25 protein-coding genes are annotated in these 26,829 nt (G+C 73.7%); 16 read left to right on the top strand and 9 right to left on the bottom strand.

Annotated features, from left to right (window positions below; genetic code table 11):
- Positions 1-112: 112 nt before the first annotated feature.
- From msrB to ACFRU2_RS20495, 4 genes are all read right to left on the bottom strand, one after another.
- A complete protein-coding gene (gene msrB, locus ACFRU2_RS20510; RefSeq protein ID WP_382973971.1) occupies positions 113-520 on the bottom strand; it encodes a peptide-methionine (R)-S-oxide reductase MsrB in 408 nt (135 codons plus the stop codon).
- Between the two features lie 36 nt (positions 521-556).
- Positions 557-1,951, bottom strand: a complete 1,395-nt coding sequence (murC, locus tag ACFRU2_RS20505) for a UDP-N-acetylmuramate--L-alanine ligase (protein ID WP_382973969.1) — start codon at positions 1,949-1,951, stop codon at positions 557-559.
- An 88-nt stretch (positions 1,952-2,039) separates the two neighbouring features.
- Positions 2,040-2,507: an indole-3-glycerol phosphate synthase gene (locus ACFRU2_RS20500; RefSeq protein ID WP_382973967.1), complete on the bottom strand. Its 468-nt coding sequence runs from the start codon at positions 2,505-2,507 to the stop codon at positions 2,040-2,042.
- A 147-nt stretch (positions 2,508-2,654) separates the two neighbouring features.
- Positions 2,655-3,428 (bottom strand): pyrimidine reductase family protein, encoded by a 774-nt coding sequence (locus ACFRU2_RS20495; RefSeq protein WP_382973965.1) that lies wholly within the window; start codon positions 3,426-3,428, stop codon positions 2,655-2,657.
- Positions 3,429-3,464: 36 nt separating this feature from the next.
- On the opposite strand from ACFRU2_RS20495, the gene zapE reads away from it, so the two are divergent.
- From zapE to ACFRU2_RS20470, 5 genes are all read left to right on the top strand, one after another.
- Complete coding sequence (zapE, locus tag ACFRU2_RS20490; protein WP_382973963.1) at positions 3,465-4,568, top strand: cell division protein ZapE; 1,104 nt, start codon at positions 3,465-3,467, stop codon at positions 4,566-4,568.
- A 61-nt stretch (positions 4,569-4,629) separates the two neighbouring features.
- On the top strand, positions 4,630-5,061 hold the full coding sequence (locus ACFRU2_RS20485) for an OsmC family protein (protein ID WP_382973961.1): 432 nt from the start codon (positions 4,630-4,632) through the stop codon (positions 5,059-5,061).
- A 156-nt stretch (positions 5,062-5,217) separates the two neighbouring features.
- Positions 5,218-6,660 (top strand): alkaline phosphatase PhoX, encoded by a 1,443-nt coding sequence (locus ACFRU2_RS20480; RefSeq protein WP_382974038.1) that lies wholly within the window; start codon positions 5,218-5,220, stop codon positions 6,658-6,660.
- Between the two features lie 455 nt (positions 6,661-7,115).
- Positions 7,116-8,042: a PPK2 family polyphosphate kinase gene (locus ACFRU2_RS20475; RefSeq protein WP_382974036.1), complete on the top strand. Its 927-nt coding sequence runs from the start codon at positions 7,116-7,118 to the stop codon at positions 8,040-8,042.
- 17 nt (positions 8,043-8,059) lie between these two features.
- A complete protein-coding gene (locus tag ACFRU2_RS20470; RefSeq protein ID WP_382973959.1) occupies positions 8,060-8,998 on the top strand; it encodes a polysaccharide deacetylase family protein in 939 nt (312 codons plus the stop codon).
- Between the two features lie 25 nt (positions 8,999-9,023).
- Here ACFRU2_RS20470 and ACFRU2_RS20465 read toward each other — a convergent pair whose 3' ends face one another.
- Positions 9,024-9,233: a hypothetical protein gene (locus ACFRU2_RS20465; RefSeq protein ID WP_382973957.1), complete on the bottom strand. Its 210-nt coding sequence runs from the start codon at positions 9,231-9,233 to the stop codon at positions 9,024-9,026.
- Positions 9,234-9,333: 100 nt separating this feature from the next.
- Between ACFRU2_RS20465 and ACFRU2_RS20460 the strand changes: the two genes are divergently transcribed.
- From ACFRU2_RS20460 to ACFRU2_RS20440, 5 genes are all read left to right on the top strand, one after another.
- Positions 9,334-10,092, top strand: a complete 759-nt coding sequence (locus ACFRU2_RS20460; RefSeq protein WP_382974034.1) for an aminoacyl-tRNA hydrolase — start codon at positions 9,334-9,336, stop codon at positions 10,090-10,092.
- Between the two features lie 154 nt (positions 10,093-10,246).
- On the top strand, positions 10,247-11,704 hold the full coding sequence (locus ACFRU2_RS20455; RefSeq protein WP_382973955.1) for a DUF692 domain-containing protein: 1,458 nt from the start codon (positions 10,247-10,249) through the stop codon (positions 11,702-11,704).
- Positions 11,701-12,777, top strand: a complete 1,077-nt coding sequence (locus ACFRU2_RS20450; protein WP_382973953.1) for a TIGR04222 domain-containing membrane protein — start codon at positions 11,701-11,703, stop codon at positions 12,775-12,777. Before ACFRU2_RS20455 ends, ACFRU2_RS20450 begins: the two co-directional genes overlap by 4 nt.
- Before the next feature lie 84 nt (positions 12,778-12,861).
- A complete protein-coding gene (locus ACFRU2_RS20445; RefSeq protein ID WP_382973951.1) occupies positions 12,862-13,647 on the top strand; it encodes a TIGR04222 domain-containing membrane protein in 786 nt (261 codons plus the stop codon).
- An 81-nt stretch (positions 13,648-13,728) separates the two neighbouring features.
- Positions 13,729-15,426, top strand: coding sequence for an alpha/beta hydrolase (locus tag ACFRU2_RS20440; RefSeq protein ID WP_382973949.1), 1,698 nt, complete (start codon positions 13,729-13,731; stop codon positions 15,424-15,426).
- Positions 15,427-15,531: 105 nt separating this feature from the next.
- On the opposite strand, the gene hemQ is transcribed toward ACFRU2_RS20440, so the two are convergent.
- Together hemQ and hemG are read right to left on the bottom strand one after the other, a co-directional pair.
- Positions 15,532-16,245, bottom strand: coding sequence for a hydrogen peroxide-dependent heme synthase (gene hemQ / locus ACFRU2_RS20435; RefSeq protein WP_243331434.1), 714 nt, complete (start codon positions 16,243-16,245; stop codon positions 15,532-15,534).
- Positions 16,246-16,249: 4 nt separating this feature from the next.
- A complete protein-coding gene (gene hemG, locus ACFRU2_RS20430; protein ID WP_382973947.1) occupies positions 16,250-17,752 on the bottom strand; it encodes a protoporphyrinogen oxidase in 1,503 nt (500 codons plus the stop codon).
- Positions 17,753-17,934: 182 nt separating this feature from the next.
- On the opposite strand from hemG, the gene ACFRU2_RS20425 reads away from it, so the two are divergent.
- On the top strand, positions 17,935-18,987 hold the full coding sequence (locus tag ACFRU2_RS20425) for a DUF4349 domain-containing protein (protein ID WP_382973945.1): 1,053 nt from the start codon (positions 17,935-17,937) through the stop codon (positions 18,985-18,987).
- A 64-nt stretch (positions 18,988-19,051) separates the two neighbouring features.
- The gene (locus tag ACFRU2_RS20420; RefSeq protein ID WP_382973943.1) at positions 19,052-20,440 is read left to right on the top strand and encodes an FAD-dependent oxidoreductase; all 1,389 of its coding nucleotides are present in this window, start codon (positions 19,052-19,054) and stop codon (positions 20,438-20,440) included.
- Here ACFRU2_RS20420 and ACFRU2_RS20415 read toward each other — a convergent pair.
- Positions 20,437-21,522 (bottom strand): NADAR domain-containing protein, encoded by a 1,086-nt coding sequence (locus tag ACFRU2_RS20415; protein WP_382973940.1) that lies wholly within the window; start codon positions 21,520-21,522, stop codon positions 20,437-20,439. The genes ACFRU2_RS20420 and ACFRU2_RS20415 overlap by 4 nt on opposite strands.
- 102 nt (positions 21,523-21,624) lie before the next feature.
- A complete protein-coding gene (hemE, locus tag ACFRU2_RS20410; RefSeq protein ID WP_382973937.1) occupies positions 21,625-22,689 on the bottom strand; it encodes a uroporphyrinogen decarboxylase in 1,065 nt (354 codons plus the stop codon).
- Between the two features lie 91 nt (positions 22,690-22,780).
- On the opposite strand from hemE, the gene ACFRU2_RS20405 reads away from it, so the two are divergent.
- The 4 genes from ACFRU2_RS20405 (at position 22,781) to ACFRU2_RS20390 (ending at position 26,809) form a co-directional block, all read left to right on the top strand.
- Positions 22,781-23,443: a DUF3000 domain-containing protein gene (locus tag ACFRU2_RS20405; RefSeq protein WP_243331447.1), complete on the top strand. Its 663-nt coding sequence runs from the start codon at positions 22,781-22,783 to the stop codon at positions 23,441-23,443.
- A gap of 278 nt (positions 23,444-23,721) precedes the next feature.
- Entirely contained in the window at positions 23,722-24,384 is a 663-nt protein-coding gene (locus ACFRU2_RS20400; RefSeq protein ID WP_214956508.1) for a response regulator transcription factor, read from the top strand.
- A gap of 133 nt (positions 24,385-24,517) precedes the next feature.
- Positions 24,518-25,831 (top strand): HRDC domain-containing protein, encoded by a 1,314-nt coding sequence (locus ACFRU2_RS20395; RefSeq protein WP_382973934.1) that lies wholly within the window; start codon positions 24,518-24,520, stop codon positions 25,829-25,831.
- A gap of 123 nt (positions 25,832-25,954) precedes the next feature.
- A complete protein-coding gene (locus tag ACFRU2_RS20390) occupies positions 25,955-26,809 on the top strand; it encodes a ferritin-like domain-containing protein (protein WP_382973931.1) in 855 nt (284 codons plus the stop codon).
- Positions 26,810-26,829: the final 20 nt, after the last annotated feature.

The following is a 26,829-nucleotide window of genomic DNA, read 5'->3' as shown; positions in this document are numbered from 1 at the left end:
TTTTGGGTGGGTTGGAGAAGGGGGGGTGGGGGAGGAACCGGGCGGAAACCCCTGAGAAGAAGGGGGGGGGGGCTTGGGTGCCGGGCTTTGCCGGGCCAGAACCCCGGCCCCGTCAGCCCTCGGCGGGCGTGAGCCGCAGGGAGATGCTGTTGATGCAGTACCGCTGGTCCGTGGGGGTCGGGTAGCCCTCGCCCTCGAAGACGTGGCCCAGGTGGGAGCCGCACCTCGCGCACAGGACCTCGGTGCGGACCATGCCGTGGGTGACGTCCGCCTTCAGTTCGACCGCGTCGGAGTCCTTCGGGTCGTAGAAGGACGGCCAGCCGCAGTGCGACTCGAACTTCTCCGTGGAGCGGAACAGTTCGGAGCCGCAGCCGCGACAGCTGTAGACGCCCTCCGTCTTGGTGTCCGTGTACTCACCGCGGAATGCGGGCTCGGTCCCGGCGAGGCGCAGTACCTGGTACTCGGACGGGGTCAGCTCCGCCTGCCACTGCTCGTCCGTCTTCTCTACCTCGTACGACATGACTGATCTCCCGTTTTCCCGCTCTTCCCAGAGCCGTCAGTTCGACAGACGGGCCAGGATGGCCGGCCCCAGGTCCGTGACGTCGCCCGCACCCATGGTGAGAACGAGATCGCCGGGCTTGGCCATTCCCGCGATGACGTCGGCGACGGCTTCCTTGGCGTGCTCGGGGGTGACGTCGGCCCCGGCGGCGCGGGCGGCGTCGATGATGATCTCGCTGGTGATCCCGGGGACCGGGTCCTCGCGGGCCGGGTAGATGTCCAGGACGACCGAGGCGTCGGCGAGGGCGAGGGCCTGGCCCATCTCCTTGCCGAGTTCCTGGGTGCGGGAGAAGAGGTGCGGCTGGAAGACGACCAGGATGCGGGAGTCCCCGGCGGCTCCGCGGATGGCCTCCAGGTCGGCGGTCATCTCCGTCGGGTGGTGCGCGTAGGAGTCGATGACCTGGACCCCGGCGGCCTCGCCCTTGAGCTGGAGGCGGCGCTTGACCCCGGTGTACTTGCCGAGGGCGGAGGCCAGGTTGTGCGCCGGGATGCCGAGCGCGACGCCGGCGGCGAGGGCCGCGACGGCGTTGTGCGCGTAGTGGCGGCCGGGCACCGACACGGTGAAGGTGAGCATCCGGCCGTCGATGACGACCGTGACCTCGCTGGTCAGGCCGCGCGGGGTGATCTTGGTGATCCGGACGTCGGCGGTGGGCTCCTCGCCGTACGTGACGATCTGGAGGGCGGGGTTGCCGCTGACCCGGCCCGCGATCTCGGCCGCGCCCGCCTGGCCGTGGGCGATGACCAGGGTGCCGCCGGCCGGGATCTTGCCGACGAAGGTCTCGAAGGACTCGTAGATCTCGTCCATCGACGCGTAGTTCGCGTGGTGGTCGAGTTCGGCGTTGAGGATGATCGCGACCTGGGGCGTGTACTTGTGGAAGCTGCGGTCGCTCTCGTCCGCCTCGGCCACGAAGATGTCGCCCTCGCCGTGGTGGGCGTTGGAACCGGGGGCGTCCAGGTCGCCGCCGATGGCGTACGAGGGGTCCAGGCCCAGCGCCGAGAGGGAGACGGCCAGCATCGAGGTGGTGGTGGTCTTGCCGTGGGTGCCCGCGACGGCGATCGGCCGCAGGCCGTCCATCAGCCCGGCCAGGGCGTCGGAGCGGTGCACGACGGGGATGCCGAGCTCGGCGGCGCGGGCCAGCTCCGGGTTGTCGGCGCGGATGGCGCTGGAGACGACCACGCAGGTGGCGTCGTCGGCGAGGTGGCCGGCGGCGTGCCCGATGTGGACCGTGGCGCCGTGGGCGCGCAGCGCCTGGGCGGTCTCGGAGTCACGGGCGTCGCTGCCGGCCACCTGGGCGCCGCGCTGGGCCAGGATCTTCGCGATGCCGGACATGCCGGCGCCGCCGATGCCGATGAAGTGGGGCCGTTCCATGGCGGTCGGCAGGCCGGGCTTCATTCAGGTAGCTCCAGGATCGAGTGCGTACGTACGGCAGCCGGTGCGCGCGTACGGGGACGTACGGATGCGCGGTCCGGCCGCCTCCACCCTATTCCTTGTGGGCGAAGAGCTTGAGCACCGGAACGCCGACCTTGTGGCGCGCCCGCGAGGCCCAGTCCCGGTGGAAGAACTCCTCGACGTAGTGCGGGGCGGTCAGCACGATCACCTCGTCGGCGTTGGTCTCGTCGACCACCGCCTTCAGCTTGTCGAGCGGATGCTCGTCGACGATCTGCCCGACGGCCTTGGCGCCCTTGGCGCGCAGCGACGCAAGGGAGTGTTCGATCGCCAGTTCGGCCGGACCGCGGGCCGCCTCGCCCTCCGGTTCGTCGCCCTCGTGAATGGCCTCGGGAAGCTCACCGAGCGCTACGTCGTCGATGGCGCGCAGCAGCCGGTCCCGGTCGCCGCGGGGCTGCATGAGGACGATGAAGGAGACCTGCTCGTCTCCGTGGAGGGTCGTGACGAAGTCCACGTCGACGGGGGTCAGCGGCTGCTCGATCATCAATACGCTCGTGAACACGGACGCCCTCTCCTTCGTGGGCCGAGGCCGGCCGGCCGGCCCCTGCGGAAACCATCCTGCCCCGCTGTCGCACGGGGCCTGTGCGGTTATACCTGCCCACTACTGTGCCCAGCGGAAGCTAAGCGGAACGACAAATTCCGCCCCTCTTCAGATCCGACGGTAACGCGTGAAGAGAAACCCGGCCTCTTCCAGCAGGCAGGCCGGTGCGAGCCGGTGCGGAACCGTGACGGAGGGGCCGCCGGAGATCCGCTGGGCGTCACCCGCCGTGAGCACCGGCGAGATCGTCAGGCACAGCTCGTCCAGCGCGTCCGCGGCCACGAACTGCCCCAGCAGCCGGGGCCCGCCCTCGGTGAGCTGGCGGCGCAGCCCCCGGTCCGCGAGTTCCCGTACGGCCCGGGCCGGATCCACACCCGTCCCGTCGCCGGCCACCACCACCTGCGCCCCGGCCTTGGCGGCCTCGGCGACCCGGTCGGCGGGGGCGGCGGCGCCCGTGAGCACCAGGGTGGGCACCAGCGGGGAGGTGAACAGCGGCAGCGAGAAGTCCAGGTCCAGGCTCGCGGAGACCACGGCGATGGCCGCGGCGGGCCCCTGACCCGCGGCGGCGCGGCGGGCGGCGAAGGCCTCCCGGGCCCGCGCGGGGCGGTAGCCCTCCTGGCGAACCGTTTCCGCGCCGACGACCACCACATCGGCCAGGGCCCGCAGGGTGCCGAAGATCCGCATGTCGGTCTCGCCCGAGATCGGCTGCGAACGCCCGTCGTGCTGGGCCGCGCCGTCCAGCGTGGAGACCATGTTGGCCCGCAGCCAGTGGCCGTCCGGGCCGAGCCCGGGGTACTCGTACGCCTCGGCGAGTTCGTCCAGCGACCACTCACGGTCGGTCTGGTCCGCTGATGTCTGATCGGTCACAGGGAACAGGCGTCGCATCGGTGCAGTGTGCCACGCCCCGTAGAGTTAAGAGCTGTGTCAACATCACTCTCGCCCTCAGCGTCAGCCTCCGGGCGGCCCCCGATAGCCGACGCGGGACCGCAGTCCCTGTGCGCCCGCGAGCCGCGGGTGCCCGCCGAACGGCTGGTGGCCGAGATGGTGCCGCCACCGCGCTTCGACTCGGTGCGCTTCGACACCTACGACCCGGACCCGGCCCAGCCCAGCCAGTCCGAGGCCGTCACCGTCCTCGCCGGCTTCGCCGCCGGCCTCGGCGGGGCGCACGCGAGCGGCTCCGGCAAGCGGCGCTGGTTCGCGAAGAAGCCGGCGGTCTCCACCGCCCCCCGCGGGGTCTACCTCGACGGCGGCTACGGCGTCGGCAAGACCCACCTGCTCGCCTCCCTCTGGCACGCCACCCCGGCCGAACCGGCGCTCAAGGCCTTCGGCACCTTCGTGGAGCTGACGAACCTGGTCGGCGCGCTCGGCTTCCAGCAGACGGTGCAGACCCTCGGCGGGCACCGCCTGCTGTGCATCGACGAGTTCGAGCTCGACGACCCGGGCGACACCGTCCTCGTCTCCTCCCTGCTCAGCCGCCTGGTCGAGCAGGGCGTGGCGCTGGCCGCCACCTCCAACACCCTGCCCGGCAAGCTCGGCGAGGGCCGCTTCGCCGCCGCCGACTTCCTGCGGGAGATCCAGGGGCTCTCCGCGCACTTCCGCCCGCTGCGCATCGACGGCCAGGACTACCGCCACCGCGGCCTGCCCGAGGCTCCCGCGCCGTTCTCCGACGAGCAGGTGACCAAGGCCGCGTACGCCACCGACGGCGCGAGCCTCGACGATTTCCCGGGGCTGCTGGAGCACCTCGCGCGGGTCCACCCCAGCCGGTACGGGGCCCTGACCGACGGCATAACGGCCGTCTGCCTCACCGATGTCGGCCCGGTCCCGGACCAGTCGACGGCGCTGCGGCTGGTGGTCCTGGCCGACCGGCTCTACGACCGGGAGGTCCCGGTCCTGGCGGCGGGCGTCGCCTTCGACCGGCTGTTCAGTGACGAGATGCTGAACGGCGGCTACCGCAAGAAGTACTTCCGAGCCATCTCGCGGCTCACCGCGCTGGCGCGCGACGCAAAGCCCCTGGTGTCCCAGTAGGTTTGGGGACGTCGGCCCGTTCCACGGGCCGGCCGTTTCCACTTCTGCGAAGGGATCCACCATGGCTGGCGCCACCCGCAATGCACACGCCGTCTGGGAAGGCGACCTGTTCGAAGGCAAGGGCGTCGTCACGCTCGACTCGTCCGGCCTCGGCAGCTACCCCGTCTCCTGGCCCGCACGGACCGACGCGGAGGCGAACGGGCGGACCAGCCCGGAGGAGCTCATCGCCGCCGCGCATTCGAGCTGCTTCAACATGGCCTTCTCGAACGGTCTCGCGAAGGCGGGCAACCCGCCGACCAAGCTGACCACCTCGGCCGCCGTCACCTTCGTGCCGGGCAAGGGCATCACCGGCATCCACCTCACCGTCGAGGGCGAGGTGCCGGGCCTGGACAACGACGCGTTCGTCGCCGCGGCCGAGGACGCCAAGCAGAACTGCCCGGTCAGCCAGGCCCTGACGGGTACGACCATCACCCTCAGCGCGAAGCTGGCCTGACACCCGCCCGTCCGGCGCGGCCTGGATCGGCCGCGCCGGGCACCGGCGGCAGGGGACGGCGCGGCGGAGCCTGACCCGCCGGGCAGCCGTGGTACCACGGCTCGGTCCTCTGTCCTGACCCACCGCCGGGAGTTCCCCATGCCGCCCAAGCCGCCGATGTCCCTCAGCCGGCGCAGCCTGCTCGCCGCCGGTTCCGTCTCCTTCGCCGGAGCGCTCGGCGCCCTCTTCGCCGGAGCCGGCCCCGGGTCGGGGGCGGGGTCGCGAGCGGAGGCAGGAGCGGGAGCGGGAGCGGGAGCGGGCAAGGGAGCGCCCGCGAGCACGGGCGCGGGTACGCGCAAGGCCGCCCCGGTCTCCCGCCACGGCTACGGCCCGCTCGTGGCCGACCCCGCCGGGCTGCTCGATCTGCCCGCCGGGTTCGCGTACCGCGTCCTCTCCCGCGCCGGCGACCCGCTGCCGTCGGGCGAGGGCACCGTCCCGGGCAACTTCGACGGCATGGCCGCCTTCGACGCCGGGCAGGGCCGCGTCCGGCTGGTGCGCAACCACGAGAACCGCACCACCGCCGCCCTGCGGGTCCCTCCCGTCGAGGGGCTCACCTACGATCCGTACGCCCGGGGCGGCTGCACCCTCCTCGAGCTGGACCCGACCGGCCGGGTCACCACCGAGCGCGTCGCCCTCGCGGGCACCGCCGTCAACTGCGCGGGCGGCCGTACTCCCTGGAACACCTGGCTGTCCTGCGAGGAGACCGAGGACCGGGCGGGCACCGCCGGCTACACCCGCGACCACGGCTACGTCTTCGAGGTCGACCCCGCCGACCCCCGCCGCTCCGGGGCCGTCCCGCTCACCGCGATGGGCCGCTTCGCGCACGAGGCCGTCGCCGTGGACCCGTACAGCGGTGTGGTCTACGAGACGGAGGACGCCTTCGTCGAACCCTTCGGGCTCTTCTACCGGTTCCTGCCCGCCCGCCCCCTCGGCGGCCTCGGCTCCCTGCGCGCGGGCGGCGAGCTGGAGGCCCTGCGGGTCCCCGGTCTGGCGAACCTCGCGGTGGTGGACGAGCCCGGATCCGAGTTCCCGGTGGAGTGGGTCCCGGTGCCGGACCCGTCCGCGGCCGCGACCCCGATCCGGCTCCAGGACTTCGGACCCGGCGGGATCACCCACGCCCAGAAGCTGGAGGGCTGCTACTGGGGCGACGGCGGCGTCCACTTCGTCTCCAGCTACTCCCGCACCCGCGAGGGCTCCCCCGCCGACCACCACGGCCAGGTGTGGTTCTACGACCCGCTGCGCGCGCGGCTCCGGCTGGACGTGGTCTTCGGCCCGGCCGCCGACATCCAGCTGCCCGGCGACTCCCCGGACAACATCTGCCTGGCCCCCGACGGCGGCCTGATGGTGTGCGAGGACGGCGGCGGCGCCCAGTACGTCTTCGGCGTGACCCCGGGCGGCGAGGTCTACCCGATGGCCCGCAACGCGGCCGACATCGGGAAGCCGGGGGCGCCGGAGTGGGGCGAGTTCGCCGGGGTCACCTTCTCCCCGGACGCCCGGACGATGTACGTGAACGCCTATACGCCCGGGACCACCTTCGCGGTGACGGGCCCTTGGCAGTGACCCGTACCGCCTTCCGGCCCGCCCGTACCGCCTTCCGACCCGTCCGGCCTGGCCTTTCGTCACGTCGCGGTCCACTGCGTTGTGGTGGAGGATCGTAGGGAGTCGACGGAGCGAGGTAGGTAGCGGTGGCCAAGAAGGACAGCAAGTCCACCAAGTCCGCCAAGGGCGCCAAGGCCGAGAAGGCGAAGGCCGGGGCATCGGCCAAGGCGGAGAAGGCCGAGAAGCCGGAGAAGGCGGAGAAGGCCTCAAAGGCGGACCGGGCGGAGGCCAAGGCAAGGGCCAAGGCCGGGGCGACGGCCGGGGCCGCCAAGGGCGCCGGCTCCGAGAAGCCCGCCAAGGCGGAGAAGAAGGCCGATCCCGAGACCGGCAGCACCACCGGCACTGCCAGCGCCGCCGCCACCGCCACCGGCGGGAAGCCGAAGTCCAAGCCCCTCTCCCTCCGCGAGCTGCTCCGCATCTCGGCGGAGAACTCCAAGGGGTCCAAGGGCGGCGCCCGCAAGTCCGGCGGGCACGGCCACGGACACGGGAACGCGTACGGGTACGACGCCCCCCTGAGCCCCCTGCTCCGCGTCCCCTCCGGCGAGCGCGTCGACCTCGGAGCCTTCCACACCGGAGCGACCCCGGCCGGTCCCACCGACAAGGCGGCCGGCGTGGCCGCCACCGCGCTGATGGGCGAGCGGCTCGCCTCCCTCCAGGAGCGGCTCTACGCCGCCAGCACCGCCGGCGACCGCCGCCGGGTCCTGCTCGTGCTCCAGGGCATGGACACCAGCGGCAAGGGCGGCACCGTCAAGCACGTGATCGGCCTGTTCAACCCCTCCGGCTGCCGGATCAAGGCCTTCAAGGCGCCCACTCCGGAGGAGCAGAACCACCCCTTCCTGTGGCGCGTCATGAAGGCGCTCCCCCAACCGGGCGAGATCGGCATCTTCGACCGTTCGCACTACGAGGACGTCCTCATCGCCCGCGTCCGCGACCTGGTGCCGCGCAGTCAGCTGGGCCGCCGCTACGCGCAGATCAACCGGTTCGAGAAGTCCCTCGCCGACGACGGGGTCACCGTGGTGAAGGTCTTCCTCCACATCGGCTACGAGGAGCAGCGCAAGCGGCTCCTGGAGCGGCTCGACAACCCGGACAAGCACTGGAAGTTCAACGTGGGCGACATCGAGGAGCGCTCCGCGTGGCCCGCGTACCAGCAGGCGTACGAGCTGGCCCTGGAACGCTGCTCCACGGACGTCGCGCCCTGGTACGTGGTCCCCTCCGACCGCAAGTGGTACCGCAACTGGGCCATCAGCAAACTGCTGCTGGAGCATCTGGAGGGCATCGCGCCGCAGTACCCGAAGGGTGACTTCGACGTGGAGGAGTGCCGCACCCGTCTGCTTGCCACATAGTCATATATTTTGCGCATGTGACCATCTCAGTGCGCAGGACGGCTGCCGTCGCGGCCGTAGCAGCTCTCAGTGCCGCCCTCGCCGCGTGCGGGGGCGGCACCGGTACGACGGACGCCGGCGGCCGGGCCCGGATGGGAGCCTCCGCGGCCCCCTCCGCTCCGGCCTCCGCGGCCCCTTCCGCCGCGGGGTCCGCCACCCCGCCGCCGAGCCCCGGGAGCAGCCCGCCGGCGACGCCGCAGGCCGGCGCTCCGGGCAAGGCGCCGACCATGGCTCCCGGTCCGGGCGGTCTGACCCCCGTCTTCGACCGCGCGAAGCAGCGGACCGACAAGACGGTGGCGCTGACCTTCGACGCCGACATGACTTCCGACCAGGGGCCGCGTGCGGCGGGCGGCGAGCACTTCGACAACCCGCAGCTGATCTCCACGCTGCGCACCCTCAAGGTGCCCTCGACGGTGTTCATGACGGGCCGCTGGGCCGAGGAGTACCCGGACCAGGCGAAGTCCATCGGCACGGACCCGAACTTCGAGATCGCGAACCACTCGTACAGCCACCACGCCTTCAAGTCGCCCTGCTACGGGCTCCCCACCCTCGACGAGGCCGCCGCCCGCGCCGACGTGGACCGGGCCTTCGAGGCCTTCCGCAAGGCGGGCGCGGTCAACACCGTCCCGTACTTCCGCTTCCCCGGCGGCTGCTACGACGACCAGGCGCTGCGGGCCATCTCCACGGCCAAGGTCACGGCCGTCCAGTGGGACGTGGTCAGCGGGGACGCGTTCGCGAAGGATCCCGACGCGGTGGCCGAACAGGTCCTGTCCGGGGTGAAGCCCGGCTCGGTCGTGGTCATGCACTGCACGCGCAGCGCCGCCCCGGTCACCGAGGAGGCCATCCGGAAGATCGTCCCGGAGCTGCGCAAGCGCGGCTACCGCTTCGTCAAGGTCTCCGACCTCATCGGAAAGTAGCCGGCCGCGGCGGAGCCGGCCGGAGTCAGCCGGAGCAGGCCGTGCGCTGCGCGTCCTGCCACTCGCACACCGGGCACAGCACCACGCCCGGTGTCGCGACCCCGTACTCGGTGGGCTTCCCGCACTCCACGCAGTCGGCGTAGGGCGGCCCGGCCACCCGCCCGGCGGGGGCCGCGGGGGCGGGACAGTACGAAAGGTCGGTGGAGTCGGGCGCGTGCTGCTCCGTCTGGTCCATGCGTACGAGCCTACTGCGCGGCCCGCGCGGTCAGTGGGCGGCGGCCGTCCCGGGCCCCTCGGGCATCGGCCCGGAGGCGGAGGCTGGCATCCTTGGCCGGATGAGCACCGAGGACACGCGCCACAGCACCCTTGTACCCGCAGTACCCGCAGTCGGGTCCGACAGCCCCTTCCGGCAGGAGCGGATCGCCCGCGACGACGCACCGCAGTACGTCCTCCCGCTGGTGGTGCGGATCGAGAAGGCGGAGCCGCCGGCCCGGACCGACGCCCTGGAGACGGCCGCCCGCGCCGTGCTCGTCCTGCTCACCGACGAGCGGTCGGCCGGCGAGGGCGAGTGGGCGGCGGCGGTCCGGGACTGGCAGGACGCGCGGATCCGCAAGGTGGTGCGCCGGGCGCGCGGGGCGGAGTGGCGCAAGGCGGGGACCCTGCCGGGCCTCACGGTGCAGGGCGCGGACTCGGAGGTACGGGTCTTCCCGCCGGTCCCGCTCGACGGCTGGCCCAAGGAGCTGGCCAAGCTCCAGGTGTCGGGCACCGATCTGGACGACCCGGAGCCCGTCGCACCGGCGGAGGCCGGACTGCCGGTCCTCTGGCTCAACCCCGGCCTGGACATGTCCGCCGGCAAGGCCATGGCCCAGGCCGGACACGCGGCGCAGCTGGCCTGGTGGGAGCTGACGGGCCCGGAACGGGCCGCGTGGCGGGAGTCCGGCTTCCGGCTGGCCGTACGGACGGCCGCGCGCGAGCGGTGGGCGGAGCTGTCCGGGAGCGGGCTGCCGGTGGTGCGGGACGCGGGGTTCACGGAGATCGCGCCCGGCTCCTGCACGGTGGTCGCGGACCATCCTGCGCTGCGGGCGCGGCTGTAGCAGGGGTCCGCCGGGCCCGGCCGTCCCGGCATCCGGAAAGGGGCCCGGGCCGGGAACCTCAAATGTTGCTCTGAACGTCCCCCTGGGCGGGTTGGCCCGGCTCCGTCGGGGCCATGACATCGGCACACGGACCGATGAGAGGGGGCGAGGGGACATGAAGCCCATGGCACACCTGGGGGTGGGCATCGGCTGGCGGCCGGAGATCGCGGGGGCGGTGGAAGGCCTGCCGGGCCTGGACTGGGTCGAGGTGGTGGCGGAGAACATCTGCCCCGGCCACCTGCCGGAGTCCCTGCTGCGGCTGCTCGAGCGGGGGGTCCGCGTGGTGCCGCACGGCGTCTCGCTGGGCATCGGCGGCGCCGACCGCCCGGACCCGGCGAAGCTGGCCGCGCTCGGGGAGCGGGCGGTGGCGCTGGGGGCTCCGCTGGTCACCGAGCACATCGCCTTCGTACGGACCTCCTCGGTGGCGCCGGGACCGCTGCTCGAAGCCGGGCACCTGCTGCCCGTGGCGCGGACCCGGGACGCGCTGGACGTGCTCTGCGAGAACGTACGGATCGCGCAGGACGCGCTGCCGGTGCCGCTCGCGCTGGAGAACATCGCGGCGCTGGTGTCGTGGCCCGGGGAGGAGCTCACCGAGGCGCAGTTCCTGACCGAGCTGGTGGAGCGGACCGGGGTGCGGCTGCTGATCGACGTGGCCAACCTGCACACCAACCGGGTCAACCGGGGGGAGGACCCGGTCGCCGTGCTGGACGGGATCCCGCTGGAGGCGCTGGCGTACGTGCACGTGGCCGGGGGTGTGGAGCGGGGTGGGGTGTGGCACGACACGCATGCGCATCCCGTGCCGCCGGAGGTGCTGGCCGTTCTTGCGGAGCTCCGCTCCCGGGTGGACCCGCCGGGGGTCCTGCTGGAGCGGGACGACGACTTTCCGCCGGAGGCGGAGCTCGCGGGTGAGCTGGCCGCGATCCGGGGGGTGCTGGGCGGCCCTGCGGGGGCTGTCCCCTACCCGCCCTTCCACCGTTCCCCGGGCGCTGCCCGGACCCCCCTGGGGCTCCGCCCCAGACCCCGCGCCTCAAACGCCGGCGAGGCTGGATCGGGCTCGGCCCCGGATCTCGCCGCCAACCGCGGCGAGGGGGGATTGGGCCCCGCCCCGGTCCTCGCCTCCAACCGCGGCGAGGCTGGCTCGGGCTCCGGTGAGGGTGGGTCGGGTGCCGTGCGGACGCGGGTCGGGATCGGGCAGGCCGCGCTGTTGTCGGCGCTGGTGGGCGGGACGCCCGTGCCCGAGGGGTTCGACCGGCAGCGGGTGCGCGTGCAGGCGCGGGCGCTCGCGGCCAAGCGGGCCGGGATCGTGGCGAAGGTGGCGCCCGAGCTGACCGGGATCCTGGGCGGGGAGGACGCGTACCGGGAGGCCTTCCTCGGCTATGCCCGGCACCGGCCCATGACCGCCGGATACCGGCGCGACGCACTGGACTTCGCCGAGCACCTGCTGGTCCGGGACCTGCCCGCCGACCCCGCCGCCCGGCGCCGACTCACGCTCTGGTGGCGGGACCGGGCCGGGGCCAGGCCGCCGGGCCGGGCCGTGCGCTGGGCCCGCGCCCTCGTGGGGAGGGCGGCGTGAACTTCTTCGACCTCCTCGCCGTGGCCGTCTGGATCGGCGTCATCACCTCCAGCGTGCTGCTCCTGCGCGGCCTGCGGCGGTCGCGGCCGGCCACCCTCGGCCCCGCCCCGCGCCTGCACGACCTGTCCGAGGCCGCCTTCATGGCCGGCGGGCCCGGCGCGGTGGTGGACGCCGCGCTCGTCTCGCTGCTCTGCGACGGGCGGATGCTGGTCGGCGGGCCCGGCATCGTCCAGGTACGGCCGGGGGTGCGGGGCGGCGACCCCGCCCAGCGGGCCGTGCTCCAGGCCTGCCAGGGCGCCCCGTCCGGGTGGCTCTACCAGATCCGCTACGCCGCCATGCGGGACCCGGCCGTGCAGGAGACCGGCGACGCGCTGGCCGCCCGCGGGCTGATCGCCACCCCCGGCGGCCGCCGGCGCTGGCCGCGGCACGGGGTGATCCAGGCCGTCGTGTGCGGGGTGGTGCTGCTCCTCTCGCTGCCGCTCACCTTCGTCGCCTTCGTGCTCCAGGAGGGGGCCGGGCCCGTCGGGGTGCCGTTCATCGCCGAGGTGCTGCCCGTTCTGCTGGGCGGCATCGTCGTGGGCGTCACGGGCGCCTCCCGCGCCCGGCAGCGGATCACCCCGGCGGGGGCCGCGGCGCTGCGCGCCGTCCGCGCCCACTACGGGGCCGACCAGAGCCCGTACGTCCAGACCTCGCTGTTCGGGCTGCGGGGCCTGCGGGACCCGTACCTGCGCGAGCAGTTGGTGCCCGCGGCCCGCGGGACCCGGCTGGCGGCCGCCCAGTCCCGTGTGCGTACCGGCGATTCGGGGTCCTCCTGGGAGTCCGGGGCCGAGGTGATCCCGGTCGTCTGGTGCGCGGGGTCCGACGGCGGCGGGTCCGACGGCGGCGGTGGATCCGGCGGGTCGGGCTGCGGTTCCTCGGGCTCGGTCTGCGGCTCCTCCGGGAGCGGGTGCGGGGGCGGCGGGTCCAGTGGGTCGAGCTGTTCCGGCAGCTCCGGCGGCTCGAGTTGTTCCAGTGGCTCCAGCAGCTCGAGTTGTAGCAGTTCGTCCAGTTCCAGCTGTGGCAGCAGTTCCTGATCATCCATCACGGACCCGTCACGAGCTGCTCACACCTCGACGGAAGCCTGTACCTGCAGGTTCCACATCTTGTAGAACTCGGACATGTTCTGGGTCCTGTTCCTCCTCCTTGCCTGGGCAGGGCTGCTGTTCGCGTGCACCCGCCTCCTGCGGGCCGCCGCCGAACCGGCGGACCCCGCGCCCGGCACCGCCGCACGCCACCACCACGACGAGCTGAGCCTGTACGAGGCCGCCTACCTCGCGGGCGGTCCGGAGCGGGTGGCCGAGCTGACGCTGCTGTCCATGCAGCGCCAGCGGCGGCTGCTGCTCGCGTACACGGGCTGGGCGACGGTGGTGGACCCGGTGGGGCGCGATCCGCACGAGTGCTCGGTGCTCGGCGCGTTCGGGCCGGACGGGCAGGAGCCGGTGACCTCCGTACGGGCGGTCGCGGCGCGGGATCCTGCCGTACGGGCCCTCGCGGACCGGCTCGGGGAGGCCGGTCTCGCGCTGCGCGAAGGGGCCCAGCAGGAGATCGACGCGGGGATCCGGGCGGTCCGGCAGGCCACCGTGCTGGTCCTCGCCATGGCGGCGGCCGCGCTGTGCGTACCCGATCCGGGCACCACGACCACGATGATCCTGTGCTGGTTCGCCCTGCCGCTGATCCTGGCGCTGGGCTGCCTGGCCATAGCCCGTGTCGAGGGCCACGCGCAGTCCGGGTGGGCCTCCCCCGCCGGCCGGCGGCTCCTCGTGGAGCTGGGGCGGGAGCGGGGCGTCCGGGGCTCGCTCACGGCGGTGGCCCTGCGGGGGCTGCGCGCGGTCACGGAACCCGAGCTGCGGGCGGCGCTCGCCTACGGCAGGCGGGGCCGGATCCCGCGGCAACAGGGGCATTGAGCGCGACACCGGCCGGTGGTCCTGTACAGGGGGCCGCCCGCCGGATCTCATCGGACGGTCCGATGAAATGAGAGGCCCGCCATGCGCATGCCCCGGGTGCCCGCCACGGTCGTGCCGGCCGCCCTCGCGCTGGCCGTTTCCCTGCCGATGACCTCCGCCGCCGGGGCCGCTGTCGGGGCCGCTCCCCCGGGCCCGCCCCGGGTGACGGCGGCCGCTGCGGCCACTACGGCCACCGAGGCCGCCAGGGCCGCCGGTGCCGGACTCGCAGCCCGTCAGGCAGCCCGCGACCGACTGGAGTTCGGGCCGTGCCCCGTCGCCGAGGGGCTCGGGCCGGACGTGCGGTGCGGCACGCTCCGGGTCCCGGTCGACTACGCCCGACCCTTCGGGGAGCAGACCGAGATCCTCGTCAGCCGGGTCGCCGCCTCCGGCGCGGGCGGGGTCCGGCGGCAGGGGGCGCTCGTGTACAACCCCGGCGGACCGGGCGGCAACGGCCTGTTCTTCCCGCTCGTCGCCGGCCTGCCCGAGTGGCGCCGCATCGGGGCCGCCTACGACCTCGTCGGCTACGCCCCGCGCGGTGTGGGCCGCTCGGAGCACCCGCTGTCCTGCCAGGACCCGGCGCAGTACGCCCAGGCCCCGGCCGGGGCCGCCGGGGCGCGGCCGGACGCCGCCGCCAAGGAGGCGCGGATCGCCGCTGCGCGGGCCTACGCCCGCGGCTGCGCGGAGCGGGCCGGGGCCGCCCTCGGCTCGTACACGACCCTGAACAACGTCCGCGACCTGCACGTGCTGCGCGCCGCGCTCGGCGAGAACGGGCTGACCTTCATGGGGGCCTCGTACGGCACGTACCTCGGCTCGGTCTACGCCACCCTCTACCCCGGCCACGTCCGCCGGATGGTCTTCGACTCGGCCGTCGACCCCGATCCGCAGAAGATCTGGTACCGCAACAACCTCGCCCAGGCCCCCGGCTTCGAGCGCCGCTGGGCCGACTTCCGCGCCTGGACGGCCCGGCACCACGCCGCGTACGGGCTCGGCGCCACCCCCGAAGCGGTGCAGGCGAGTTACGACCGGGTGCGGGACGCGCTCGCCCGCGAGCCGGCGGGCGGGGTGGTCGGCACCGGGCAGCTGCACTCCGCGTACTTGCGGGCCGCGTACTACGACGAGGTCTGGCCGGGCCGCGCGGCTGCCCTGGCGGCGTTCCTGCGCGGTGATCCGCGCCCGCTCGTCTCGCTCGCCGCTCCGGATCCGGCAGCGGCCGTCGAGGGCGAGAACGCGACCGCCGTCTACACGGCGACCCTGTGCAACGACGCCCCGTGGCCCGGCGACTGGGAGACCTGGGACCGCGACAACACCGAACTGGCCGGCACGGCCCCCTTCGAGACCTGGGCCAACGCCTTCCTCAACCTGCCCTGCGCCTTCTGGCCGGTGCGCGAACGGCAACGGCCGGTGGACGTCGGGCCACGGCCGGACGCGCCGCTCCCCCGCACGCTGATCGTCGCGGCCGAACGCGACGGCGCCACCCCGTACGAGGGCGCGCTGGAGCTCCAGCGGCGGCTCGGGCCGCGGGCGGGGCTGGTGACGGAGGTGGGGGCCGGCACCCACGGGGTGGTCGGCGGACGCAATGACTGCGTGGACGCCCACGTGGAGCGGTACTTGCTGACGGGTGACACGGCAGGGTCACGTGTCACGTGTGCGCCGCATCCGGAGCCCGCACCGGTGTCGCTGGACGACCGGGCAGCGATCGCCCGGGGGCACCCCAGGGCGTTGCTGCCGCCAGTCGTCTGAACTTCCGGGCGGGATCTCCGGCTGCGTCGATTCGGGGGCAGGGCCTCCCGATCCCCGGAGGACGCCGGTCAGCGGTCCTCCGGTCCTTCCCCCCAGGGGAGGTCTCTAGGCGAGTCCGGCCACCAGATCGGCGACGGACTTGCGGCGCCCGGTGTAGAAGGGCACCTCTTCGCGGACGTGCATGCGGGCCTCGGAGGCGCGCAGGTGGCGCATGAGGTCGACGATGCGGTACAGCTCGTCGGCCTCGAAGGCCAGCAGCCATTCGTAGTCGCCGAGCGAGAAGGAGGCGACGGTGTTGGCGCGCACGTCGGGGTAGCCGCGGGCCATCATGCCGTGGTCCTTGAGCATGCGGCGGCGGTCCTCGTCGGGCAGCAGGTACCAGTCGTAGCTGCGCACGAAGGGGTAGACGCTGACGTAGTCGCGCGGCGTCTCGTCGGCCAGGAAGGCCGGGATGTGGGACTTGTTGAACTCGGCCGGGCGGTGCAGGGCCATGTTCGACCAGACCGGCTCCAGCGCGCGGCCCAGCTTGGTGCGGCGGAACAGGTTGTAGGCGGTCTGCAGCTCGTCGGAGGTCTCCGCGTGCCACCAGATCATGATGTCCGCGTCGGCGCGCAGGCCGGAGACGTCATAGGTGCCGCGGACGGTGATGTCCTTGGCGGCCAGCTGGTCGAACAGCTCCTGGACCTCGTCGGCGAAGCCGGCGCGGTTCTCGGGGAGCACGTCCTTCAGCTTGAAGACGGACCACAGGGTGTAGCGGATGACCTCGTTGAGGTCCTTCGCCTTCTTCCCCGCGTTGGGAATCTTCTCTGGTGCAGTCATGTGTCTATTGTCCCGTGTGCTGATCAGTGGTCGGTGCCAGGGGTGCCCCAGCGGCCCCCAACGTGGCGATCACCACGTCGGCGGCCTTGCCGGCGCTCGCGATGCAGGCCGGGATGCCGACCCCGTCGTACAGCGCTCCGCACACCGCGAGGCCCGGCAGGGCCGCGACGGCGGAGCGGATCCGGGCCACCCGGCCGAGGTGGCCTACGGGGTACTGGGGCAGGCCGCCGTCCCAGCGGGTGACGGTGGTGGCCACCGGGCGGACGGCGGGCGCGAGGCCCACGGCCGCGCCGAGGTCGGCGAGGGAGACCTCGACCAGTTCTTCGTCGGAGCGCTTCAGGTCGCCCTCGTCGCCGTGGCGGCCGACGGAGGTGCGCAGCAGGAAGAGGTCGGGATCGGTCCCGGCCCAGGCCCACTTGTTGCTGGAGAAGGTCGAGGCCTTGATCGTCCGGCCGTCCACGGGCGGTACGAGGAATCCGCTCGCGCCGCCGTCGGCGATCCCGGCCGGCAGGTCGGAGCGGCGCAGGGCCATCGTGACCAGGGCCATGGAGGCGTACTCGACCCCGCGCAGCTCGGAGGCCGCGGAGGGCGCGATCCGGTCGAGCAGACGGGCGGCGGGTCCGGCCTGGACGGCCAGGACCACCGCGTCGGCCTCGATGGGCTCGGCGCCGCCCGGACCGTCGGCGACCACGCGCCAGCCGGTGGCGGTACGGGTCAGCTCGCTCGCGGGGCTGTCGAGGAGGATCCGGGCTCCGGCCGTCCGGCAGGCCTCGGCGACGGCGAGCGGGAGCCTGCCGATGCCGCCGTCGATGCCGGAGAAGACGGGACCGGTCTGCCCCGCCCGGGCCGCCCGGGCCTGCAGTTCCCGTACGCCCTCGCCCAGGGAGGCGTGGGTGCGGGCGACGTCGAAGAGCTGCGGGACGGCGGCCCGCATCGAGATGCGGTAGGCGTTGCCTGCGTAGACCCCGCCGAGGAGGGGTTCCACGAGCCGGTCGACGACCTCGCGGCCCAGGCGGGCGGCGACGTACTCGCCGAGGGCCACGTCCTCGCCGATCGCAGCGCTCTCGGCGGGCCCGAGCGCCCGCTCGGCTCCGGCCCGGGCCAAACCCTCCGCGGACAGCACCCCGGATGCGGCGAGCGGGCCCAGGTCGCCGGGCACGCCCATGACGTGACCCCCCGGCAGGGGGCGCAGCACGCCGCGGGTCCAGAGCCGGGCGGTGGCGGTGGCGGGCGGCTGCAGGGCCTCGCCGAGGCCCACCGCGCGGGCCAGTTCGAGTGCTTCGGGGCGGCGGGCGAGTACGGATTCGGCGCCGAGGTCCACGCACAGGCCGGCCAGTTCGCCGGAACGCAGCTTGCCGCCGAGGCGCGGGCCGGCCTCCAGGAGGGTGACGCGAAGGCCCTCGGCGAGCAGCCGGTGGGCTGCCGCGAGGCCCGCGATGCCGCCGCCGATGACGACGACGTGGCCGGCGGGGGCCGGCCGGTCCGTACGGGTGTCCGCTTCGTGCATGGACACATCGTCTCAGACCGCTCATCGGGCGATCACCGAGGCCTGACCGTGACCGCTTCGGCATCACCTCGGAACCGTGCGTACGAAACCCGCGAGGAGGCCGCGTACGTCAGAACGTCGAAACGTCAGAGCCTCGCAGCCCGGACACCCACGCATCCGACGACTACCAGGGGGACCCAACGATGCAGACCCAGCACAGACGTTACGGGCGGTACGGACGGCGTTCCGCGACGGCCCTCGCCGCGCTCTCCCTGACCGGGGCCCTCGTCCTCACCGGCTGCGGCGCCGACGGCGCCACCTCGGACAAGGCGGCGGTCGCGGCGGACGCGAAGGCGCCGGAGGCGGCCGTCGGGCAGGGCGGGGCGGCGGCTGCCCCGGCGGCGTCGGGGGCCCCGGCCCCGGGCGCCGACAAGAACCAGCCGCAGGCTCCCGCCGTCCGCACGCAGATCATCCGGACGGCGACGCTGGGCGTGGAGACGGCCGACGTCCAGAAGGCGACGGCCGGGGCCCGGACGGCGGCGGAGAACGCGGGCGGGTACGTGGGCAACGAGGGCACCACGCGAGCGCCCGACGGGTCGATGACCTCGACGGTGACCCTGCGGGTGCCGGGCGAGCGCTTCGACGCGGTCCTGGCCGCGATGGAGGGCGCCGGGAAGCTGCTCAACCGCAAGGTCGAGGCGCAGGACGTGACGCAGAAGGTCGCGGACGTCGACAGCCGGGTCAAGTCCCAGCAGGCGAGCGTGGCGCGGGTGCGGGAGATGATGGAGAAGGCCTCGGGGCTGTCCGAGGTGGTCACCCTGGAGTCGGAACTCAGCAAGCGCCAGGCCGATCTGGAGTCGCTGCTCGCCCAGCAGACGGCGCTGAAGGACCAGACCTCGCTCGGCACGATCACGCTGACGTTCTCGGAGCCGGGCAAGCCGCCGGCCAAGGAGGCCGAGAAGCCGGATCCGGGCTTCCTCGACGCCCTGGCGGGCGGCTGGAAGGCCTTCGCCGCCGTGCTGCTCTACATCCTGATGGCGCTCGCCGCGGCCTCGCCGTTCCTGCTCAGCGGCGGGTTCCTGCTGCTCGCCTTCCGGCAGTACCGCAAGTGGCGGCCGGCGAAGGAGAAGCCCGGCGCGGCGCCGCGCCTTCCCGCACAGGGCGGGCCGAACTGGCCGGGTCACACGGCCGCCACACCGGCGGACCCGGCGGATCCGGCCGATTCGAACGCGACGCCGCCGCAGGTCCGGGACTGACCACCCGTGCGCCCGTACCGTGACCCCCGCAGACTTCGGCGGCGGGGAAGGACGGTACGGGCGCATGGCGAACGGCACGGAGCGGCTGGTGGTGGTGGGCGGTGACGCGGCGGGGATGTCCGCCGCGTCACAGGCCCGGCGGCTCAAGGGCCCGGCGGAGCTGGAGATCACCGCCTTCGAGCGCGGGCACTTCACCTCGTACTCGGCGTGCGGGATCCCGTACTGGATCGGCGGCCTGGTCGACGGCCGGGACGAGCTGATCGCCCGGACGCCCGAGGAGCACCGCGCGCGGGACATCGACCTGCGGACGCGGACGGAGGTCGTGGAGCTGGACCTCGCGGGGCAGCGGGTGCGTGCCCGGGATCTGGACTCCGGTTCCGAGTACTGGACGGGGTACGACAAGCTCGTCCTCGCCACCGGCGCCCGGCCGGTCCGCCCCCGGCTGCCCGGCATCGGCGCGCACGGGGTGCACGGGGTGCAGACGCTGGACGACGGGCAGCGGCTGCTGGCGGATCTGGAACGTACGGCGGGCCGCCGGGCGGTGGTCGTGGGCGCCGGGTACATCGGCGTGGAGATGGCGGAGGCCCTGCTCGGGCGGGGCTTCGAGGTCACCGTGCTGCACCGGGGCGAGCAGCCGATGTCCACGCTGGACCCGGACATGGGCGGTCTGGTGCACGGCGCGATGAACCGCATGGGGATCCGTACGGTCGCGCGCGCAGAGGTGACGGAGATCCTCACGGACGGGGAGGGCCGGGCCCGCGCGGTGACCACGGCGGCCGGGGACGAGTACCCGGCGGACGTGGTCGTCCTGGGCATCGGCGTCGAGCCGCGCACGGCCCTGGCCCGCGCGGCGGGCCTGCCGCTGGGCGAGTCGGGCGGCCTGCTGACCGACCTCGCCATGCGGGTCCGCGGCCACGAGAACATCTGGTCGGGCGGCGACTGCGTGGAGGTCCTGGACCTGGTGGCGGGCCGGATGCGGCACATCCCGCTGGGCACGCACGCCAACAAGCACGGCCAGGTCATCGGCTCGGGCGTCGGCGGCGGCTACGCGACCTTCCCGGGCGTGGTCGGCACGGCCGTGAGCAAGGTCTGCGACCTGGAGATCGCCCGTACGGGCCTGCGCGAGCGGGACGCCCTGTCCGTCGGCCTCCGCTTCGTCATGGCGACGATCAGCTCGACGAACACGGCGGGCTACTACCCGGAGGCGGCGGAGATGACGGTGAAAATGCTGGCGGAACGCCGCACGGGCCGCCTCCTGGGCGTCCAGATCGTCGGCGGCGCGGGTTCCGCGAAGCGGGTGGACGTCGCAGCGGTGGCCCTGACGGCCGGCATGACGGTGGAACAGGTGGTGTCCCTGGACCTGGGCTACGCGCCCCCGTTCTCCCCGGTGTGGGACCCGGTCCTGGTCGCCGCCCGCAAGGCGGTCTCCGCGGTACGGGCGGCGGGGGTCTAGCCGGCCCGGCCCGGGCCGGGGCCCACGCCCGCGGCGAGGAGTTCGGAACGGATCAGCTCGAGCAGGCGGCCGACCCAGTTCCGGCCGCCGCCGCGGGAGCCCTCGTCGCGCCAGAAGGGGGAGTCGGAGCCGCTGTAGAGGATCGCGCCCTCCCCGGTGGCGGCCAGCAGCTCGGCGAGCCGCGGGTGCTGGTCGAACTTGGCCCGGAGCAGCCCGGCCATGACGGCGAGCCGCCGGGCCGCCCAGTCCGCGCGGCCCGCGGCCCCTCCGCCCAGCTCCTGCGCCTCGCGGGCGGTCGCGGCGGCGCGGATCCGGTCGTGGTCGGCCCGGTCGGCGGCGAAGAGCGCCCAGTAGCCGTGCACCACGGTGGGGTATGTCTCCCCTGCGTAGGTGAAGGGGGCGTCGTAGTCGTTGCGCAGCGCGAACGCGCCGAGTTCGGCGGGCCATCCCCGGGGATACACGGTCTCGCTGAGGACGACCGGTGGCTGTGGGGCCCCGACCGGCACATCCGCGTACCGGACGGCCCGCTTCTGCTCGGCCCGCTCCACGCTCGCGTCCACGTCGGTGAAGTAGTCCAGGGCACCTTGGTGCAGTTCCGGCGTGGCAACCGGCCCGTCCCCGTCCACCGGCTCTCCGAGGTCGGTCACCAGGATCCGCAGCGGCCGGTCCTGCCGGTCCATGTCCCCCAGGACGAAGACCCGCCGGTGGGCCGGGACGGCCAGGTAGGCCTCCCGGAGCAGGGACCGGTTGGGCTCCGTGGTGTCCCGCTGGTAGCCGCGGACGGCCTCCCAGAGCCGTTCGGCGGTGGTGGGCCGGCCCGCCAACCGGGAGATCTCGTCGGCGACTTCCGCCAGGAAGCTCTCGTCGGTCCGCGGCTCGGGGTAGCGGGCGAGCCACTTCGAAGGGGGGACGGTCCGCTCGCGGCCGTCCGGCCGTGTGAGCGCGACCTTCCCCGAAGCCAGCAGCCGCGCGAGCCCGGCGAGATCGGTCGCCCCGTAGCCCCCTCGACTGATCCTGCCGTCCGCGTAGACGAACAGGTCCTCGGGGAAGTAGCCGTCTCCCAAGTCGTGCTTGCCCCACACGAGGCACCAGGCCCCGTTTATTGTTTCCCCGTCGGATATGCGAAACGTCGGCCCGTGCCATGTCATGCACGGCACGGTACCGACGTCGGCGCAGTCTCGGGTCTAGACCGCCGTCTGCGTGTGGACGTAGTCCACCAGGCGGGTCAGGGCGTCCGGGTTGGTCGTCGGGAGGACGCCGTGGCCGAGGTTGAAGATGTGGCCCTCCAGGCCGGACGCGGCGGCCAGGACCTCGTCCGTCTTCTTCTCGACCGCCTCGGGGGTGGAGAAGAGGACCGCCGGGTCCAGGTTGCCCTGGAGCGCCTTGCCGGGGCCGACCCGCTTGACGGCTTCGTTCAGGGAGACGCGGTAGTCGACGCCCATGACGTCCGCACCGGCCTCGCCCATGAGGCCGAGCAGTTCGCCCGTGCCCACGCCGAAGTGGATGCGCGGGACCCCGTACGAGGCGACGGACTGGAGGACCTTCGCGGAGGCGGGCATCACGGAGCGGCGGTAGTCCGCCGGGGCGAGCGCGCCGACCCAGGAGTCGAAGAGCTGGACGGCGGAGGCGCCGGCCTCGATCTGCACCTTCAGGAAGGAGGAGGTGATCTCGGCGAGGCGGTCCAGCAGGTCGGCCCAGAGCTCCGGGTCCCCGTACATGAGGGCCTTGGTGTGCTCGTGGTTCTTGGAGGGGCCGCCCTCGACCAGGTAGCTCGCGAGGGTGAAAGGCGCACCGGCGAAACCGATCAACGGCGTGGAGCCGAGTTCACCCGTGAGCATGCCGATCGCCTCGGTGACGTACGAGACGTCCTCCGGGGTGAGGTCGCGCAGCTGTGCGAGGTCCTCGCGGCGGCGGATCGGCTGGGCGACGACCGGGCCGATGCCCGGCTTGATGTCCAGGTCGATGCCGATGGCCTTCAGCGGGACCACGATGTCGGAGAAGAAGATGGCCGCGTCCACGTTGTGGCGCCGGACCGGCTGCAGGGTGATCTCGGTGACCAGGTCGGGCCGCATGCAGGATTCCAGCATCTGCGTGCCCTCGCGCACCTTGCGGTACTCGGGGAGCGAGCGCCCCGCCTGTCGCATGAACCACACGGGGGTGTGCGGTACCGGCTCGCGCCGGCACGCCTTCAGGAAGGCGGAATCGTACGTCTGGCTCGGCGTGCCCGTGGGGCGGGTGTTGGCGCTCACGACTCAAATCTTCGCACGTATGAAGAAGTGCCCGGCCCGGCGCGGGTGTCCCTGCGCCGTACGGGCGCTCGTTCCGCCTAGTCTTCCCCGCATGGCTGCGGCTCAGGGACGATTTTCAGATGGCGCTGACGGTACGGACAGCGCGAAGGACAGCTCCGTCCCACTCCCGTTCCGGCGGGCGGTCGACGGCTTGAAGAAGGCGAGGCTGCGGCAGGGGATCGAGATCGATCCCACCAAACCGCCACAGAGACTGGCACCCCACGCGTACGCGCTGGAGGCCGCGGTCGTGGACGGTGACGAGGACCTGGCCGACGGCCGGCTCATCCTCCTGCACGACCCGGCCGGGCACGACGCCTGGCAGGGCACCTTCCGGCTGGTGACGCTCGTACGGGCGGAACTGGAGCCGGAGATGGCCGTGGACCCGCTCCTCCCCGAGGTGTGCTGGTCCTGGCTGACGGGGGCGCTGGACGCGCGCGGGCTGACGTACGGGGAGGCGAGCGGGACCGTCACGATGGCCGCCTCGCACTACTTCGGCGGGCTCGGAGAGCGGCGTCCGGCGACGCAGATCGAGATCAGGGCCTCCTGGACGCCGCGCGAGGGAGTGGGCGGGGTGCCGGACACCGCCGCACACCTGTCGGCATGGTGCGAACTGCTGTGCCAGATCGCGGGGCTGCCGCCGGTCGGACCGACCGAGACGGTGACGGGCGTGGTCTCGCTGCCCCAGCGGCGCGGTCCGCATCACCCTCAGGGGTAACAGCCCGAGGCCACGGCCCCTCCCGGCGCGCCGACCCGCACCCGTTGCCGGGTCGGATCGCCGGGGCCGGATGTCGTTACGGGGCGCCCCTTGCGGGCTTCTGATCACCCTATGATCGATCGTGCGTCCGAATTGCCCGAATTGTTACTCACCAAATCGTGATCATTCCCTAAAGCCGGGCGGGTGACGTGCCGAAGGAGTCATAGACCATCCGCACGGTTCGCACCGGCTTCCTTCCCCGAGCCGGCCGTCCCGCCACTCCCCCCCAGGAGGCCTAGGTGTCCGTTCTTCTCGAGCAGCCCGCAAGCCTGGTCGCCTACCGCCCGAACAAGCCGACGGCCATGGTCGTCGTGGCCGACCCGCGCGTGCGTTCCACCGTGACCCGCCATTTGTGGGCCCTCGGAGTACGCGACGTGATCGAGGCGTCGTCCATCGCGGAGGCCCGCCCACGCATCGGCAGCCCGCGCGACATCTGCGTGGCCGACGTGCACCTGCCCGACGGTTCCGGTCTCACCCTGCTCTCCGAGACCCGCGCCGCCGGTTGGCCGAACGGCCTGGCCCTGTCCGCCGCCGACGACATCGGCGCCGTGCGCAACGCCCTCGCGGGCGGAGTGAAGGGCTACGTCGTCACCGGCACCCGGACCAACATCGGGCTCCCGTCCCGGCCCGGCGCCGCCCCCATCGGCGCCGCCGCGGCCCGTATGCACCGCCGTCCCCCGGGTGCCCCGAGCCACCCGGGCGGCTACCGAGAGCTCTCCGGCCGCGAGGTCGAGGTCCTGCGCCTCGTCGCGGAGGGCCAGTCCAACAAGGCCATCGGCGTTTCGATGGGCCTGTCCGCCCTGACCGTCAAGTCCCACCTCGCACGGATCGCCCGCAAGCTGGGCACCGGCGACCGGGCCGGGATGGTCGCCGTCGCCCTGCGGACCGGGATCATCCACTGACCCGGCCGATATCCCCCGAAGTCCCCTGGGAGAACTCCCGGAGAACCCGGGGAAACGTCCGTCCTCCCCCCTCGCGCCCGTCGCCGGAACGTTCCGGCGACGGGCGCGTCGTATCCACGGATACCCTTGACCGGTGACCGACGCCCAAGAAACCGCAGCAGGCCTGCGCACCACCACCGGGGGCGGCCCCCCGGACGACGAGGTTTCGTCCGACGGGCTGCCGATTCCCTTGCTAGAACCCCGTGAGGGCATCCCCCCGGTGGTCGCCGACGCGGCCGCGCTCGCCGAGGTGGTCGCGGCCTTCGCCGCGGGCACCGGACCCGTCGCCGTGGACGCCGAGCGCGCCTCCGGCTACCGCTACGGCCAGCGTGCCTACCTCGTACAGCTGCGCCGCGAGGGTGCGGGCTCCGCACTGATCGACCCGGTGGGCTGCCCCGACCTCTCCTCCCTCGGCGAGGCCCTGTCCGGCACCGAGTGGATCCTGCACGCCGCCACCCAGGACCTGCCCTGCCTGCGCGAAATAGGCATGGCGCCCACCTCCCTCTTCGACACCGAGCTGGCCGGCCGACTGGCCGGCTTCCCGCGGGTCGGACTCGGCGCGATGGTCGAGGGGGTCCTCGGCTACGTGCTGGAGAAGGGCCACTCCGCCGTCGACTGGTCGACCCGTCCGCTCCCCGAGCCGTGGCTGCGCTACGCCGCGCTCGACGTGGAGCTGCTGGTGGACCTGAGGGACGCGCTGGAGAAGGAGCTGGACCGGCAGGGCAAGCTGGAATGGGCCCGCCAGGAGTTCGACGCCATCTGCGCCGCACCGCCCGCGCCGCCGCGCAAGGACCCGTGGCGCCGTACGTCCGGCATGCACAAGGTGCGCCGGCGCCGGCAGATGGCCGTGGTCCGGGAGCTGTGGGAGTCCCGGGACCGGATCGCGCAGCGACGTGACGTGTCACCGGGCAAGGTCCTGGGTGATGCCGCGATCGTCGAGGCCGCGCTCTCCATGCCGCTGAACGTGCAGGCCCTCTCCGCCCTGCCCGGCTACGGGCAGCGCATGGGCCGGCGCCAGCTGGACCAGTGGATGGCCGCCGTGGACCGGGCGAAGGCCCTGCCCGAGGCCGAGCTGCCGCTGCCCGGGGCCACCCCGGCGGGTCCGCCGCCGCCGCGCTCCTGGGCGGACAAGGACCCGGAGGCCGCGGCGCGGCTGGCTGCGGCCCGTACGGCCGTGTCGGCACTGGCGGAGGGGCTGAACCTGCCGCAGGAGAACCTGATCACTCCCGACACGGTCCGCCGGCTGTGCTGGGAGCCGCCGCTGCGGCTGGAGGCCGACGCGGTGGCCGAGGCGCTGGCGGGCTACGGAGCCCGCCCGTGGCAGATCGAACAGGTGACGGACGCCCTGGTCACGGCTCTGGCCGCGACCGCGCCCGTGGCGGCGCCGGCGCCCGAGCCGGAAGACTGACGCACCCGCACCCGCAGTTCGTGACGGAGCCCCCCGGCCCTTCGGCCGGGGGGCTCCGTCATGTCCCGGTTCCGCTACAGCCGGGCCCGGCTTCTTTTGAACACGCTCAAAGACCACTAGTTTTTGAACGTGATCAAACATGGGTGGGGATACGACACGTGGCTGGCCGATTTCGAAACCGAACGGGAGCGCCGGGCCGAGCGCGGCGATCCGGACTGGGGCCGGGCCGCCGCACTCCCTCCGGAGCTGGTCCGGAGCCTGCAGCGGTTCCAGGTCGGGGAGGACGGGGACGGCTCCGCGCTGATCGGCAAGGCCGACCGCGCGGGTGACCCGGTGTACGCGCGGGCCGTACGGCTCTTCGTGGCGGAGGAGCAGAACCACGCCCGGATGCTGGCACTGCTGCTGGAGGCCGGAGGCGCGGGAACCCTGGCCGGGCACTGGAGCGACACGGTGTTCGTCCGGCTGCGGCGACTGCTGGGCCTGCGGGTGGAACTGCTCGTGCTGATGGTGGCGGAGGTGGTGGCCCTGCGGTACTACCGGGCCGTCCGGGACGGAGCCCGCGACCCGCTGGCCTCCGAGGTCGCCCGGCTGATCCTCGCCGACGAGGAGCGCCACGTCCCCTTCCACTGCCTGCGCCTGCACGAGGCGCTGGCGCCCCTGCCCGCCCCCGCCCGCCGGGCGGCGGTCACGGCCTGGCGGGCCACGCTCGCCGCCGCGGCCGTGGTGGTCGCCGTCGACCACGGCCCGGCCCTGCGCACCCTGGGCGTCCGCCGCCGCACCTTCGTGGCGGACACCGTCCGCGCCTCGGCCCCCATGGCCGCCGCCATCGCGGCCGCGGGCTCCCCCGACCCCGCAGGCCCCGCAGGCCCCGCAGGCCCCGCAGGCCCCGTACGCGCCCCGAGGGGGCGCCTGCGGGCGCCGTCGGGCCGGTCCGGCCGCACCTTCGCAGCGCGTGCGCGCCGGGGCGGCGGAGTGTGACCTTCGCCGCTCCTTCCAGG

Origin of the sequence: Streptomyces sp. NPDC056883 (genome assembly GCF_042788835.1) — a bacterium.
Classification (GTDB): domain Bacteria; phylum Actinomycetota; class Actinomycetes; order Streptomycetales; family Streptomycetaceae; genus Streptomyces; species Streptomyces stoeckheimensis.
The sequence above is the reverse complement of the archived record's forward strand: the minus strand, read 5'-3'. Positions and strand labels throughout refer to the sequence as shown.